The organism is Providencia sp. PROV033, from assembly GCF_028484855.1.
Lineage (GTDB): Bacteria > Pseudomonadota > Gammaproteobacteria > Enterobacterales > Enterobacteriaceae > Providencia > Providencia alcalifaciens.
In genome coordinates this window covers 1-14811 of the sequence record NZ_JAMPSW010000092.1, presented here as the reverse complement: position 1 = coordinate 14811, position 14811 = coordinate 1, and the positions used below count along the sequence as shown (strand labels likewise).

Below are 14811 nucleotides of genomic sequence, written 5' to 3'. Positions count from 1 at the left end.
TTTCTGGCTTTTTGGTGTAGATCTCATAACTGAGTTTTAAAAAATGGCAATTTGTTAATAATCGCAAATAAATTTTATCGTTTGATTGAAAACACCCAAACAATACCCACCAAAATATCGTGTTTTTTTCTTTTCAACATACGTTTTATCGAAATAAATATCGATAATAATATGGCCAGAATAATTTCTAGCCATATTATTTGATAATGCCCCTATTTGATTACAAATAAACCGGCACTAAGATCTCAGTGGCAATCACAACAACAATAAGCCCAACTAATACAGGAACTGACGTTCTTTTCACCACTTCAAATGGTGAGATTTTTGCCATCCCCGATACCGCAACCACCACACCAGAAACAGGAGACAATGTACGACCTAAGTTAGACGCCTGTAACATTGGAATCACTAAGTAAGCTGGGTTAACCCCCATTTGTTTCGCTAAGTGCGGGATCAATTCAACGAATGCGTAGAATGGCGCATTCCCTGAACCTGTTGTCATCGCCGCTAACATCGTGATAACCACCAGCGCAATCATCATGACAATGGCGCCAGAGCCAAAAGATTGAGCTAAGTCGATCAATCCTTTAATAAAGCCGATAGTGCTTAAGCCTTGCGCGAAGACACCCGCGGCAACCAACAGCATCACAACGGTAGCAAATGCATCCGCCATCCCTCTATAGCAAACTTCTAAGCCGCCATAGACATGTTTTGCACTAAAACTGCGAATGAATTCAATGACTGCCGCCATAATAATACAGCCAACAATAATCGTGACGATATGCAGCTCTGGAGCCCATTTACCATCAAACACCAAAACACCAATGATTGGGGTGAATGGTAAGATGGCGTAGAAACCTGGGGCATGAGTTTTAATTTCGTTCACATCCAACATTTCTGTTTTAACATGTTCTTTTCTATCAAGAAAACGCTGCCAGAAGAAGTGAGCTACCGACATCGCAATAATCGCTGCGATGGAGATAGGTAGTGTGGTTTTGAAGGCAAAATCAATCAGTGGCATTTCAGCGGCTTTTGCCGCGAGGATAACGTCCCCTGAAGTTGGAGCCAAAATAATTGCTGCAGGTGACGCACAAATAGCCGCCGCTGCACCGCGGCTGATCCCGACATTCACCATGACCGGGAATAGGGTCGCCATTAATAACACCCCTAAGCCCGTTGCAGAGGATACTGCCAGTGACATCAAACACGCCACAATATAAGCGGCAACCATCAGTAAGTAAGGCGAGTTGATCATTTTTAATGGCTTAGAGGCAATTTTAACCACTACGTCATTTGCGCCAATGTGCGTCATATAAGAAGCAAACCCACATAGCACCATGATCATCATACCGAGGTCACCACCTCGGCTCATTAATAAGAATTTAATGTATTCCAGAATATCAGTAACACGCCATCCCGTTGCTTTCACTGATTCTGGTAAAATGCTTTTACCCATCAAAGCGGTAATAATCAGGAGTAAAATACCCCCTGTCATTAATACCCCTGTTGCTGAGTAACCCTTTATTATATAGCGTCCGACTCCAACGGCGACTATTACGCCTATTAAGAGCTCAATCATGTGTTTCTCCTGCCTGTCTCATTTTGTAATTATTGGTGGTACTCTGCCTAAAAAAAAAGCGAAATACACTGATAATGATCATATTGGGCAATATTTTTAATCTAGAAATAGATAAAAAAACAAGTTAAAAAAATAATATTTTTTTATTCTAAGAAAGAAATGAAACTCAGAAGCCTTTATTATTTAAACTAAAGTCAAATAATAGAAATCCAAGTTATATTACAGGGGGTTATTATCAAGAGAATAACAATCTAAACAGCATGGGATTAACTGCAAAGATTAACGCGAAAATAGCTCAAAAATCATGTCACCAAAAAAACCACGGTATTGCAGATAACGAATTTGCTTACTTTTCTCTTTGAAATCCGTTGGAATGTCATCCCCAAATTTTTTACAACGAACGTCTGCGGCTTTTTCGAACCAATCCACATCAAGCTCAGAAAGATGGTGTTCGACCAACGATTCAGTAAATCCTTTTTGGCGCATCTCTTGTTTAATACGCAAAGGTCCGTACCCTTTGCGCGCATACCCTTGCAATAACAATGACACAACACGGTTATCATCCAGAAAATGCTGTTCGCTAAGTTTGTCTACCACCCCTTCAATCAATTGCTCATCAATAATACCGTCATTTTTTTCATACATACGGCGTTTCATGCGAGCAAATAATTCCGCTTTACCATAATCGCGTCGAGAAAGTAGAAATAGGGCGTATTGGTACAGTTCAGGTTGGGTCATTATCACACTTAGCTCATAAAAAAGGGCACTAAATTCAGTGCCCAATCCGCATTAATGAACTTGGGCACCACTAAGAAGTTTGTAGATTGTATCAGGAGTATAGCTGCCGTCCTGATAATATAGGGTCCAATCCGTGATATCTTCACGAGTCAGAGGGTAAACCCCCCCTTCTTCCATGGTTTCTACGTAAAACGGTTGGTTAATTAAACAACCTTCAAATTGGTCGCCTTTCCATGTCAGTGGCTCAAACCACATATGCTCGTGACCTTCATCACCCTCTTCATCTTGGTAACTAATGCCACATTTGACTAAGAAGCGCCATTCTGACTCTTCCTCTTCTTCCGATTTTCCGATTTTCCGAGCAGCTTCGCAAACAAACCTTTTTTCGGTACAACCGGCTTTGGACCATAATTATCTAGCATGTGCGTGAAATATTCCCAACGTAGTCTCGCCTTGCTAGACATATCCGCGGTCTCTTCATCAGTGCGCATAAACATCATCGCGCGCTGATCTTCATACCCTTCAAAGAAACTTTCCAAGGTTGGATTTTCTTGGGTTACGCGGAATAACATCACCGAAGGGTGTTGATGAGATTCGTCACGATCGTGCCAATCCCCCATAAAACGCTCAGAGTTGGCATCACCGAATTCAAAATTCATCTCTTCCAGTGGTTTTAAATTATCAATCGGTGTGGATTCACCCACATGTCGCAGCCCCTCTTCAAAAGGTACCGCCACGAGATATTCATAACCCGTTTGCGTTTGCCCAATAAAGATTGGCTCATTAAAGTCGATTTTTCCGTTGGTAATACTGTTATTGACAAAGCTCCAGAATAACTCAGGGATCCCGTAATAGGATGCAATAGGGTGCGGAATAATGATTTCAGCTTCTGATAAACCACAACGTGCTAAACCATGTGTATGGAACCAATATTTGGTTGGTGCTGAATCTTCTGAGTTTTCATCATGATCGTAAATTGCGTGTACCACATATAAAGAATCAATACTCGGCATCAAATCATCAACTAATTGAAAATTAAGCCATTCGCGAGTAAAAACTTTACCTGCTGCGGAGATATCCAAGCCCAATAATAAATCCGGTACTAAAATTTGGATAATTTTCAGTTGTTGGAGGTAGCTCACTAAGGGTTTTTCTTGGAATAAGCATTCAACCACCACCGCCTGTGGTGCAGAACTCGCTTGCGCATACAGCTCTTGGCTAATAGGATCTGTCGCAAAATAAGGGTTAATGGTGTATTCCGGATCACTTTCGACTAAAGAGATATAAAAGCGTAAATCCTCTTCTCCACGTTTACAGGTAAAGAAAAAGCCGCCGCCATCTTCATCAGGAAGATAATCAATTTCACCGTCAGTAAAATAAGTTTGTTCTTCAAGACGCTGTTCAATGTGTAGGGAGGTTAACTCTGACGCAGGAATAGCCACCATCATCGAGGCTTCTTTTTCTCCATTGCCAGCAGCAATATCAAGGTATTGTTGTTTATTGTTCACTATTTTTTCCCTGTTATTTATTATCTCACCGGAGGATATCAGCTTATATTATGTAAGAATATTGTGATTATTCTTAACCCAATCAGATAGGTATTTAATTTCTTATATTTGAACTAAACACACCAATCATCATTATTTGATGCCACGTAATTCCACTTTTCATCCTGTATTCACTGAGGCACAATGAGAATCAACATAGCCAACATCGTTGGTCCCTTTCTTATATAGGTTTTGAAACTAGAGGTTTTAAGCATGGCTGATTTATCTGAGAAACAAAAAGAATATATTGATGACCTCGCAATGAAGCGCGTTTTTGATATGAACAATGATGATGTTTTAATTAATGCGCTGGAACAAAAAATTCACAGCATGGAAGCGCATTTAAAAGAATACTTCCACGAACGTGTTCAATTCCATCAGAAAAACAGCAAATAATACCTTTCTTTCATGGTGCTGAAGTACACTCAATTTCGGCACCATCACTAGCGCCTCAGTCACATTTACCCACTATTTCAATCACACCTAGCGTATTGATAATCTCCATTTTTGGCAGCAAAATATCATAAAAAAAGCACCATGAGCCATATGATCAATTGCCATATATGCTAAACTTTTGTCGATAACTGTAAATTAATTAACTTAAGATAAGTTTTTATTTTCTTCATTCTATTCTACTAATCATTGAGTCCATGATGACACGCATTCAATACAGCGTAGCGCTGCTTTTTTCATCTTGTCTGGCAATTCCTGCCAGTTTTGCCGATAGTGACACACCACTATTTTCATTAAGTATGAGTGAATCCGGTGTCCCTAAAAATAATAGCGAAGGCGGGATCACACGTTCATCGACGACTGAATCCCGTGTATTGCCTATTTGGGGAGATGAAGCACGCGCTAGAGGTTATGACCTGCCGGAACCTTTTGGTGTTGGTTACAGCTATATGAACCTGCGACAAGATATTGTAGTTGATTCGATTGGCTTTATTATGCCCAAAAACCCAGAGACAGCAAAAGCACTGAGCATTGATGCGGGTCATACACGTGAAAAAAGTGAAAGCCACACCCTCAGAATCGATTCATGGGTTTTTCCATTCTTAAATGTTTATGGTTTATATGGTCATACTAAAGGCACATCGCGTACAAAGCTCAATGGTGGCACCTTTGATCTAGGTTTTGCAAAACTGCCATTAAAATTTTTAGAAGGTCAGCCATTTGACTTAGATTTTAAAGGTAAAACCTATGGCGCAGGATTCACACTGGCCGGTGGATATAATAATTTCTTTACAACCTTTGACTTGAACTATTCTAAAACTAACTTAGATATTCTTGATGGGGATATCAAAGCGTTAGTCATTAGCCCTCGAATTGGTTATGAATTTACATTTGACCCACTTATCGCTGGCCAAGGTAATACCAAAGTCCAAATTTGGACAGGTGCTATGTACCAAGATATTACCCAGCGTTTTCAAGGGAATGTTAACAATCTGAATCTTCCTGCTGATTTCCAAGATTTTGTTAATGCCCTTGATGATCCTGGAATGAAATTCGACGTTAAACAACACCTTGCGCATAAACGGAACAATACCGTCGGGGCTCGCGTTGAGTTAACCCGTAACTTTAACGTTCTGACCGAAGTGGGCTTTAACAACCGTAATAGCTTCTTTATTTCAGGCGAGTTCCGTTTTTAATGTTTCCACAGAAACACGGGTATAGGCTGACACTGCTCAGCCTTCTTGTTGCGTTCTCCTCTCAAGCACAAATCCTTCCTGAACGTGAGCAAATTGATGGTTGGCTCAGCGAGCTTGGGGGCGAAAACAGCTTTGATGAATCCAAAACTATCGACTGGGGCGTTTTACCGGGACCTTTTTATACCCCTGAAATGGGGTTAGGTATTGGAACCGCTTTAGTGGGCTTGTATCGTCTCGATAAACAAGATACTGAAACTCAGCCCTCCTCTATCGGTTTAAGTGGTTTTGCCTCATCTACTGGCGCATTTGGTTTGAACTTCACCAACTATAACTTTGTGGATCACGACCAGTGGCGACTATTTTTGTCTGGTACCATCAACAATGTTCCAACTTATTACTGGGGCAAAGGTTACGCGGCGGGTAAAAATGACGGTAATAAAGAAAAATATCACTCTCAAGAGTTTAAAATCACCCCAAGAGCTTTATATAAGCTAACCGATGCCACCTATGTGGGACTGGGATGGAATTTTTCGTCGATCAATGCCAGCGACCCCGATGAAGGGGCAAAAGCTTACTTTTCGCAGTCCGTTGGCGGGCGTTCGGTGATCAGTTCTGGTGTTAGCGCCTATTATAGCTATGATACCCGAGACTTTTTGCCCAACGCACATCATGGGCAAACTCTCGAAGTCATCTATACCTATTTTTCACCGAACCTTGGTAGTGATACCCGTTTTCAAGCGACTCAGTTGCAGTATGCCTATTACCATGAGCTCACAGAAAAAACTGTCGTAGCAGTTGATAACTATGCCCGTTTTACGACTGGGGATGTTCCATGGAACCAGCTTTCTTTATTAGGTAACAGTAATCGTATGCGGGGCTACTATGAAGGTCGCTATCGGGACAATAATATTTTTACCAGCCAAGTAGAGTTACGCCATAAATTGGACTGGCGGCATGGGATTGTGGGTTGGTTAGGTACGGGAACGATGAGCGATTCCCCTTCTGAATTAGGTTCAGGTCACTGGTTACCAAGCGCAGGTGTAGGTTATCGTTTTGAATTTAAACCACGAATGAATGTTCGGCTGGATTTTGGTGTCGGTCGTAACAGTACTGGGGTCTATTTCCAAGTCGGTGAGTCTTTCTAATGATTAAGCTGCTAATCACTTCATCTATATTATTGATGCTCGTCGCGTGTCAAACTCGCGAAGAGCTGAACTTGCCTGCCGCTCGTATTAATCTAGAGACAGTTTCCCATGAGGAAGCCGAGCAAGCTTGGCCAGTACTACAAAACTTAGACGCGCCTCAAGGACTGCGAGCCTGTTGCGCATTTGGTTATGATCTGCAAGCTGAAGTGGCTGGCATTCCTGTTCCTTTCTATACCATTGATAATGTGGTTGAAGCCGATAATCTGGGTCAACATCATTATAATGATAGCTATTTTTCTGCCGCCGCTGATTTATTAGGGATCAGTAAAGAAAAAGTGGGATTGATTTATACCACTGAAGGTGGATTTATTGATATTGCCCATGTCAGAGATACCGCCGATTATACGCTCTATCTCTTTAGCCAAATTTACCCAAAGCTGGGGGAGGAATGGACGCTAACGCTGAATCATGAGCTCGCGAGCCGGCAGATTCATTTCTCAGCCTTTACACCACCCGCCTCACCCGCTGAACGCTACACGTTAAGTACTTACTTAGCCGCAAAGCTTGCTTTCCAGTTAGCGGCTTGGCATGAGATTGCACAATGGTATGGGTATCAGTCAGTCCCCGGATTTTCCGAAGGCATCTCTGCGTTTTCACCTGAAGACTTATATTCAAACCTAGTAGGAGCAAGGCTGGCAAGCTCACTGATTTTACAAGGTCGTGCTGAATCGCTTGCGATATTCTCACAATCTTTAGAATCTCTCATTCCTATCGCCTTGAAGCAACTCGGCGCTCAAGAGCGATCTCAAACTCGCCATGCATTCGATAAAGTCGATGGACTTTGGTGGAATAGTGCAAAGCGCGTTCCAGATAAGTTTTTAGTGCTCACTCGTAATTATGACGTCACGGACAGCCGATATCCCTTTTTACCCACTCAAGCGATACCAAGCTTAGGGTTAAAACTCAGCTTACCATCAGAATATGCAGGATTTGTATTATCAGATCTCGCGCAATTTCGCTTAGCGCCAACGACGAACATGGCTCAACTCCCTGTTCCTGAAACTTATTGGACTGTAAGTGATTTTGAGGCGCTTGCCGAGAAAGCCAAAATAGAAGATCAAAAACAACAAACGTTATTATTGAGTGAATAAAAAACAGGTAAAGCATTCTTCTTGATAGGGAGACCAATAGCCAAAAAAGGGGGCTTTTTTTGACTATTTTAGACTCTTAACTTTCATTTTGATATTGTCTTTTTAATACTCAACACTGCTCATAAAATGCGAAACAGGGCTTTTTGGTTAAAATTTAAACCACCGAATGATTACTTTTTAACCATAATAACCCTACTATATACCTGCCAATTGCTTGAATTATAATCAAATTTGACTTAAATTAGATAGTTCCTTTTTGAAATAAAAAACAAAAATTGATAAATAAAGCATTAAAAATATAAATAAAGTAAATATACAAACCCTAAAATCATTTAGTTGCAATAAATCAACACTTAATGACAAATAAATACAGAAATTTTTCTAATGCGAGTCGGATAAAGGTAGCTCGTGAAAAATTATTCTGCTACCATTCGCTCGATTTTTGTTCAGAGAAACATAGGAGAAGCAAATGCCCTCTCGAACGATGAGGACAAACGCCGTCTTCGCTTTCTTATTTTTACTTTTATTTTCGGGCCTCAGTTTTGGCTCTACCAGTACGATGCTTAAAAAAGACTTCACTCTGAAGTCGGCACAAAACTCAAATCAAGCAGAAACACCTCTGCCTGATATGCGTAAATACCCGTCTGGTACTCCACGTAAGAAAGCGTTTTTGAAAACGATTGTCCCTGTGATTGAAAAAGTCAATCAACAGATTATGGAAGAGCGTAACTGGCTGCTTTCCGTGCGCGCAAACACCAAATGGAGCGCCCAAGAGCTACGTCGCCTAACCCAGATCTGCGATAGTTATGGCATCAGTTGCAGCAACCCAAAACGTATTAATTGGGATAAGCTGTTAAGCCGTGTAGACATCATGCCAACGCATTTAGTTGCGACACAAGCGGCAACAGAGTCCGGTTGGGGTACTTCTCAACTTGCTCTAAAAAACGGAAATTTATTTGGTATGCGCTGTGGTAGCGGCTGCCAAGTTAACAAAGGAAAGATCAAAGGCTACTCAACGTATGCTTCTGTTGAAGCAACAGTGACAGCCTATATGAAGAACATGAATACCCATAACGCGTATGAGTCTTTACGTCACTCGCGTGCAAAACAGCGTCAATCACAAGATGAATTAGACTCCATCAAACTGATTAACGATATGAAAGGGTACTCAGAGTTAGGTTCATCATATAACCGCTATTTGAAAGAGATGTACGCGAGCAACGAAGAACTGATTACACAAGCTCAACAAAGAGCAGCGACTCGCAGTTAATTTTTAGTATCTACACACCGGGTACACGATATAAAAATCCACTTTTTCGAAAGTGGATTTTTTTTGCATTTATTCCCATCCGCTCGAAATATGACAACCCACCCCTCCGCGGCTATACTTCTTAGACTTTGAGTCTTACATAACTCATTTTTCCCTATCCCCGATTTACTCTAAATAATTTGGATTTTAGGTAGGCGGCAAGAGAAGATATCCCTAGGAGCATACATAAGTATGTGACTAGGGTAGCTGAGCGTAGCCAACACCCCTAAAATTCGAAGTATGACGAGTAAATTGAAATATGATGAAATTCCGATTGCATAGGGAAAAAGAATAAATATTATGGTCACCCATAACAAATAACACTTGAGTCTAATATGAATTTCTTCTCATTTGAGTTTCTTGGCTCTTTCTTAGTTTTCTTTCTTATTTATTGGGGCTGCCAACCCAGCTCAAAATTACAGAATGGGTTGCTCATTACAGCAAGTTATTTCTTCGTCTATTCTTTTAGTCCTGATTTTGCTTATATTCTGTTCGGCTACACTCTATTTATTTATCTCCTCACCAACTGGGCAACGGTATGGTTATCTAACCGATGGATTTATACGTTATTAGCCACAGGGATCATTGGGTGCTTCACCGCATTTAAGTACTATTCCTTCTTCCAAGAAACTATCCAGCAAACATTGGATAAATTTGGATTCAGTGTGGGGCTTCCTATATTGGAACTCCTTGCACCTTTAGGGCTCTCGTTCTATGCCTTCCATTCCGTCAGTTATACTGTCTCGGTCTGTCGCAAGGAAATTGAAAAAGCGGACTTTTTTGACGTCGTATTATATTTGGCTTTTTTCCCAAGTATTGTGGCAGGTCCAATTAACCGCGCGAAAAACTTTTTACCGCAAATCCAAGCAGAAAGCCGTGTAATTCTCGATTCACGACGCGCCCTATTACTCATTAGCTTAGCACTGGTAAAACTGTTTCTCTTCAGCTCTTATCTTGCTGAAAACTATGTTAATCCCGTGTTTGATGCCCCTGCTGGCTACAGTGCAGGCGAAATTTTAATTGCCACCTATGCTTATGCGTGGAATATCTATTTTAACTTCTCCGGTTATACCAACTTAGTCACGGGGATTGCGCTACTTTTAGGATTTAGAGTTCCTGTAAACTTTAATGCGCCGTATTTAGCCACTAACTTACAAGACTTTTGGAAACGCTGGCATATCAGCTTATCCACTTTCATCATGGACTATATCTACATTCCATTAGGTGGCAGTAGAAAAGGTTTTGTCCGCAAGAATATCAACGTTCTCACCGCGATGCTGATATCAGGTCTATGGCATGGCGCCGCGATGACGTTTGTGATTTGGGGCGCAATTCATGGTCTCGGTACGGTGATTTTCAATATCAAAACCGAGCTGATGAAAAAAATGGGTAGAACCCACTTAATTCCGAATGCGCATATTTCTAAATTACTTGCACGTATTCTGACTTTCCATTTTGTCTGCTTTGCTTGGATTTTCTTCCGTAGCTCTTCGTTTGATGATGCACTGGTGATGCTCAATCAATTTATTGAACCTGGGTTTATTGCATCGATTAGCGCTAACCTCGGCTTGTTGATTGCATTCTGGCTCTTGTTCCTTGCTTATCCTTATTTTGTTCAAGGCTATCAATACATCGCCAAGAAATATCAGGATATCGCTTGGTACTACTACCCTATTCCATTAGCCATTGTATTAACGATTATGTTTATGCTTTCACCTTCGGGAATGCCAGGATTTATCTATGCTAACTTCTGAGTTTAAAAAGAACCTGAAAAAAACCGGGCAAGTGCTGTTAATCGTCATCATTACCGGATTATTACTGATTTGGTTAAACCAAAGCTCCTTAGAACGATTCTGGCAACAAAAATATCACCAAGATACGCCATGGGCGAAAATAAGCGGAAACCCTGTGTGGGATTACGGAAGCGCGTTACATGATGGCGTCCAAGAAGCGGGCTCAACGTTTGTCTATCATGCTTCGGGGCAAAAAGCGGCGGAGGATAAACTCGCTGCTCAACGGGCTAACAATCAAGAAAAACGCGTATTTCCACAAGATTTCCGTGTCGGGCTACACTTTATCAATGGGTATATTTACCCTGCTGAAAGTTTGTCGGTCACTTTCCCTGAGTTATTAAAGCGCCCGCAAGCCCGCTCAAAAATGCAGGGGCGTACCTTTGCGGGTGTGACGATTGCAGAACCGGAAGGACCCGTTGTTCAAAAACAGGTCGCGAATATCGCCGCAGGGGATCAGGTTCTGTTTGCAGGGGACTCCATGATGCAAGGCGTCGCTCCCCATGTTAAAAACATGCTGTTGAAAAAGTATAATATTGAGAGTATTAACTTAAGTAAGCAGAGCACTGGGCTTGCATACCCTAAGTTTTTTAACTGGCCAGATACCATTGCCAAAGCACTGAATGATAACCCTAATATCAAAGTATTAGTGGTGTTTTTAGGTCCAAATGATCCGTGGGATATGCCACCACAATCCGGCTATAAGTATGTGAAATTTAAGAGTGAAGAATGGGAACAAACCTATCGCTCGCGTATCAGTGAAATTCTTACCACCGCGCGCCAACATCATGTGGATGTGATTTGGGTGGGTCCACCGAATATGCGCAAGAATACCCTTTCTGACGGTATGAAATTCCTACGTGGTCTCTACCAAACCGAAGTGGCAAAGTATGGCGAGATGTACATCTCTGCCAATGACGTCTTTAAATATAAAAATGACGACTATTCCGACTATATTGGTGATGGTAGCAATGCTATAAAATTGCGCAGTGGTGATGGGATCCATTTCAGTGGTAAAGGGCAACAAATGATTGCCGAAAGCGTATTTTCACTGATCCATTTCGAAGAGGAAGACAAGGAGCCTCATGAAGCTGAACAACCAGAATCAGGTCAAGAGCAAGCTACTCACAGCTAGTGTTATAACACTGCTGTCATTCAGCTTAGTCTCTTGTCAGACACCGGATACTAAACGCGGTAAAACATCGCAACCCAACTGGTCTGCACCGACAGAGCAAGGGCAGTTGGTCAATAACAGTGAACCCAATTTAAGTCAGTTCGCCACTAAGTTGCGTCAAGGCAACCAACAAGTCCATATCGTCCAGATAGGGGACTCTCATACGGCTGCCGATTTTTTTACTGGTGAGCTGAGAAACTTATTCCAAAAACGTTATGGCGATGCAGGACCAGGGTTTGTACCGCCAATTTCGGTACCAGGTCAACGCACCGCTACGATTAATCGCATGAGCGATAAATCCGACTGGTCTCTCTCCAGTAGCCGCAAAGATGAGCGTGTTGATTACCCATTAGGTGGATTGATCGCCGAGCCACAAAGCGGGAAAAGCAGTGTATTACTGAAACCGTTACAACCCGTCCAAAATGGTTACCGCTTACAAGCGTTATACCAAAGTTCAACGGGTAGCCAGATGCAAGTTTCACCATCATCTTCTCCAACGGTTGCACTCCCAGCAACGGGAAATAGCTGGCAATTCTCTGCCCCTGTGGATACTCAATTGCCGTCAACCGTCTCTGTGGGGTCAACAAGTCGTCTAAAAGTGGGTGGCTGGTTAGTCCGTTCAAATAAACCTGGTGTCATGTTATCTGCAATCGGTTTGAACGGGGCAACGATCAATATGTTGGATAAATGGCAGCCTCAATGGAGCGCGACGTTAGCTCAGATGTCACCGGATATGGTTATTTTAGCTTTTGGGACCAACGAAGCCTTTAATGACACATTGAACCTCGCGGCATATGAGCAAAATCTGCGAGATAAAATTCAGCAAATTCGTCAGCAATCCCCTAATGCTGTCATTATGTTAGTGGGACCAAGCGATTCCATTAAATTCAGTAACGCTGCTGGGTGTCATGCTCAAATGCCCGTCAATTTGATGGATGTGATCCGTATTCAAAAGAATATTGCAGCTCAAGAGCACACCTTATTTTGGGATTGGCAAGCGAATATGGGAGGGCCCTGCTCTATCCGTGCTTGGGCATCTCAAGGCTTAGCTCGCCCAGACAATGTTCACTTCTCTGCAGATGGTTATAAGAAAAGCGCTCAAGCCCTGTATAGCCAATTTAATCAGATGTTGAAATAAGTGTATCGCGATGAGGGGCATTTTTCCCTCATCGCGAGTCTCGTTAATTTCCCTATCCGCTTTTAATGAAAAATCGTATTTCTAAATATATTTATCATCATTTTTGATATTCTATAATACTGACTTTAAAATATAAAAAATAACGCCAATAATTAACACACCTTTCTCTCAAAAAAAAATCTTTAATAACATATCATTACCTCACCTCAACACAAAAATTAAATCATCGCTTATAAAAATAAAAATTTACGACCACCAGTTAAATATACAAAAAAAATTCCAATTAAGATGTCCCTATCAATAAAAACGTTTATTTTAAATACTCTCGCAATATATGGTTTTATTTAAAATAAGTTACTATGCCCATACTCTTTAGGTTTGACTTATGTCGATTGTTTTTTGCGAAGAAACATTAATTAATTACATCAAAAAAACACCCAGTGAAATAAAAAATCATTTTTACCTCTCTAATGCGATTTTATTAAAAGTAAAGCAAGGTGGTATCTGTTTGCGGATTGAGAATGGGGAGTGGTGTAACCTATCGACCAACAACATCTGTTTTTTGCCTAAAGGTAAGGTCATTGAATTCATCAAAAAAGCCGCCTCTGAAAAGATAGCGCTCGATATTATGCCTGTATCCGCTGAAATGCTAAATTATTTTTATAAACAAAATAGCGCATTATTTATAGAAAAGAAAAAAACACATTATCACAACCAAGTTTGTACTACTGATATTTCGAATACCCCAATATTAGGGGAAGTTTTTTATTCAGCAATCCAAGAGATTCGCCATTTAGAAATGAATACAGATACAAAAATAAAGAATGTAGACAATAAAATGGCGATTCATTTGAATTTTGTTTTGTCCTTTTTCTTACTTGAAAATACGTTTTATCCTACCTTACAAACTTCCATGAATGTTTTAACTAAAGACAAAGTTTATGATTATATTTATCACAACTCAGGAAAACAAAATTGTACTTTAGAGCTCATCGCTAAACAGCTACACATGAGCACATCAACATTAAAACGTCGTTTAGCAAGTGAAGACACTAATTTCTCAACCATCAGCCTAACATCGCGGATGAATAAAGCGATGATGCTGTCAAAAGTCGACAATATGCCAATGCCTCGTATTGCACAAGAAGTAGGTTATGACGATATTCCGCATTTTATTCAAGCCTTTAAGAATTTCTATCAACAAAGTCAACCTCTCAATGTAACGATAAGTTGATTTTGCCCTTAATACACTATCCATTGCTTTTCGTGCATAAAGTTGTCCACCATTTTAGCTTGTTGGTGGACAATTTTTTTTCCTACATACACACTATTATCAATAATGCCTAATCATTAAATTAGGCATTATCCTGAGGGTAAACTGGTAATTAAAAATAATTGTCTTGCTCTTCAGGCATACTCACCATATCTAATGGGATAGCATCCATTACATGGTCCTTTGCCGGAGGCTGATTGACTCCGGAGGGGGTTTTCTGGGTATCAACCGTCAGTGAGCCGCGCTGCTCAGTGTGATTCCCCGCCGCATCCGCCACCGTCAATTGGTAATCGTGATCCCCCTCGCTGAGCACGTCGC

General features: G+C 41.1%; 12 protein-coding genes and 1 pseudogene. 9 read left to right on the top strand and 4 right to left on the bottom strand.

What is annotated here, in order from left to right; translation table 11 throughout:
• Positions 1-220: 220 nt before the first annotated feature.
• The 3 genes and pseudogenes from dcuC to PSF16_RS13925 all read right to left on the bottom strand — a co-directional run bounded on the left by dcuC (position 221) and on the right by PSF16_RS13925 (position 3825).
• On the bottom strand, positions 221-1579 hold the full coding sequence (dcuC, locus tag PSF16_RS13935; protein WP_006658239.1) for an anaerobic C4-dicarboxylate transporter DcuC: 1359 nt from the start codon (positions 1577-1579) through the stop codon (positions 221-223).
• A gap of 279 nt (positions 1580-1858) precedes the next feature.
• Entirely contained in the window at positions 1859-2317 is a 459-nt protein-coding gene (locus tag PSF16_RS13930; protein ID WP_006658238.1) for a regulatory protein RecX, read from the bottom strand.
• Positions 2318-2368: 51 nt separating this feature from the next.
• A pseudogene (locus PSF16_RS13925) lies at positions 2369-3825 on the bottom strand (DUF4026 domain-containing protein).
• A gap of 252 nt (positions 3826-4077) precedes the next feature.
• Here PSF16_RS13925 and PSF16_RS13920 point away from each other — a divergent pair.
• From PSF16_RS13920 to PSF16_RS13880, 9 genes are all read left to right on the top strand, one after another.
• Positions 4078-4260, top strand: a complete 183-nt coding sequence (locus PSF16_RS13920; protein WP_006663351.1) for a hypothetical protein — start codon at positions 4078-4080, stop codon at positions 4258-4260.
• A gap of 257 nt (positions 4261-4517) precedes the next feature.
• A complete protein-coding gene (locus PSF16_RS13915) occupies positions 4518-5513 on the top strand; it encodes a hypothetical protein (RefSeq protein WP_272689453.1) in 996 nt (331 codons plus the stop codon).
• Positions 5513-6658 (top strand): BamA/TamA family outer membrane protein, encoded by a 1146-nt coding sequence (locus PSF16_RS13910; RefSeq protein ID WP_272689452.1) that lies wholly within the window; start codon positions 5513-5515, stop codon positions 6656-6658. Before PSF16_RS13915 ends, PSF16_RS13910 begins: the two co-directional genes overlap by 1 nt.
• Entirely contained in the window at positions 6658-7809 is a 1152-nt protein-coding gene (locus tag PSF16_RS13905) for a DUF4056 domain-containing protein (protein WP_006663354.1), read from the top strand. Before PSF16_RS13910 ends, PSF16_RS13905 begins: the two co-directional genes overlap by 1 nt.
• Before the next feature lie 469 nt (positions 7810-8278).
• The gene (locus tag PSF16_RS13900) at positions 8279-9079 is read left to right on the top strand and encodes a protein bax (RefSeq protein WP_272689451.1); all 801 of its coding nucleotides are present in this window, start codon (positions 8279-8281) and stop codon (positions 9077-9079) included.
• Positions 9080-9453: 374 nt separating this feature from the next.
• On the top strand, positions 9454-10872 hold the full coding sequence (locus PSF16_RS13895) for an MBOAT family O-acyltransferase (protein WP_272689450.1): 1419 nt from the start codon (positions 9454-9456) through the stop codon (positions 10870-10872).
• Positions 10859-12043 carry an SGNH/GDSL hydrolase family protein gene (locus tag PSF16_RS13890; RefSeq protein WP_036974072.1) on the top strand — a complete coding sequence of 395 codons (1185 nt, stop codon included), beginning with the start codon at positions 10859-10861 and terminating at the stop codon, positions 12041-12043. The genes PSF16_RS13895 and PSF16_RS13890 overlap by 14 nt, the downstream gene beginning before the upstream one ends.
• The gene (locus tag PSF16_RS13885; RefSeq protein WP_006663358.1) at positions 11994-13220 is read left to right on the top strand and encodes an SGNH/GDSL hydrolase family protein; all 1227 of its coding nucleotides are present in this window, start codon (positions 11994-11996) and stop codon (positions 13218-13220) included. Before PSF16_RS13890 ends, PSF16_RS13885 begins: the two co-directional genes overlap by 50 nt.
• A 385-nt stretch (positions 13221-13605) precedes the next feature.
• A complete protein-coding gene (locus PSF16_RS13880) occupies positions 13606-14454 on the top strand; it encodes a helix-turn-helix domain-containing protein (protein WP_272689449.1) in 849 nt (282 codons plus the stop codon).
• Positions 14455-14605: 151 nt separating this feature from the next.
• On the opposite strand, the gene PSF16_RS13875 is transcribed toward PSF16_RS13880, so the two are convergent.
• The coding region (locus PSF16_RS13875; RefSeq protein WP_272689448.1) for a hypothetical protein at positions 14606-14811 on the bottom strand (206 nt) is incomplete at its 5' end.

Bases quoted from the DNA above. Each gene is read 5' to 3' on its own strand.
- PSF16_RS13900 (WP_272689451.1), top strand. From the start codon at position 8,279: ATGCCCTCTCGAACGATGAGGACAAACGCCGTCTTCGCTTTCTTATTT.
- PSF16_RS13895 (WP_272689450.1), top strand. From the start codon at position 9,454: ATGAATTTCTTCTCATTTGAGTTTCTTGGCTCTTTCTTAGTTTTCTTT.
- PSF16_RS13915 (WP_272689453.1), top strand. From the start codon at position 4,518: ATGACACGCATTCAATACAGCGTAGCGCTGCTTTTTTCATCTTGTCTG.
- PSF16_RS13890 (WP_036974072.1), top strand. From the start codon at position 10,859: ATGCTAACTTCTGAGTTTAAAAAGAACCTGAAAAAAACCGGGCAAGTG.
- dcuC (WP_006658239.1), bottom strand. From the start codon at position 1,579: ATGATTGAGCTCTTAATAGGCGTAATAGTCGCCGTTGGAGTCGGACGC.
- PSF16_RS13905 (WP_006663354.1), top strand. From the start codon at position 6,658: ATGATTAAGCTGCTAATCACTTCATCTATATTATTGATGCTCGTCGCG.
- PSF16_RS13920 (WP_006663351.1), top strand. From the start codon at position 4,078: ATGGCTGATTTATCTGAGAAACAAAAAGAATATATTGATGACCTCGCA.
- PSF16_RS13880 (WP_272689449.1), top strand. From the start codon at position 13,606: ATGTCGATTGTTTTTTGCGAAGAAACATTAATTAATTACATCAAAAAA.
- PSF16_RS13885 (WP_006663358.1), top strand. From the start codon at position 11,994: ATGAAGCTGAACAACCAGAATCAGGTCAAGAGCAAGCTACTCACAGCT.
- PSF16_RS13910 (WP_272689452.1), top strand. From the start codon at position 5,513: ATGTTTCCACAGAAACACGGGTATAGGCTGACACTGCTCAGCCTTCTT.
- PSF16_RS13930 (WP_006658238.1), bottom strand. From the start codon at position 2,317: ATGACCCAACCTGAACTGTACCAATACGCCCTATTTCTACTTTCTCGA.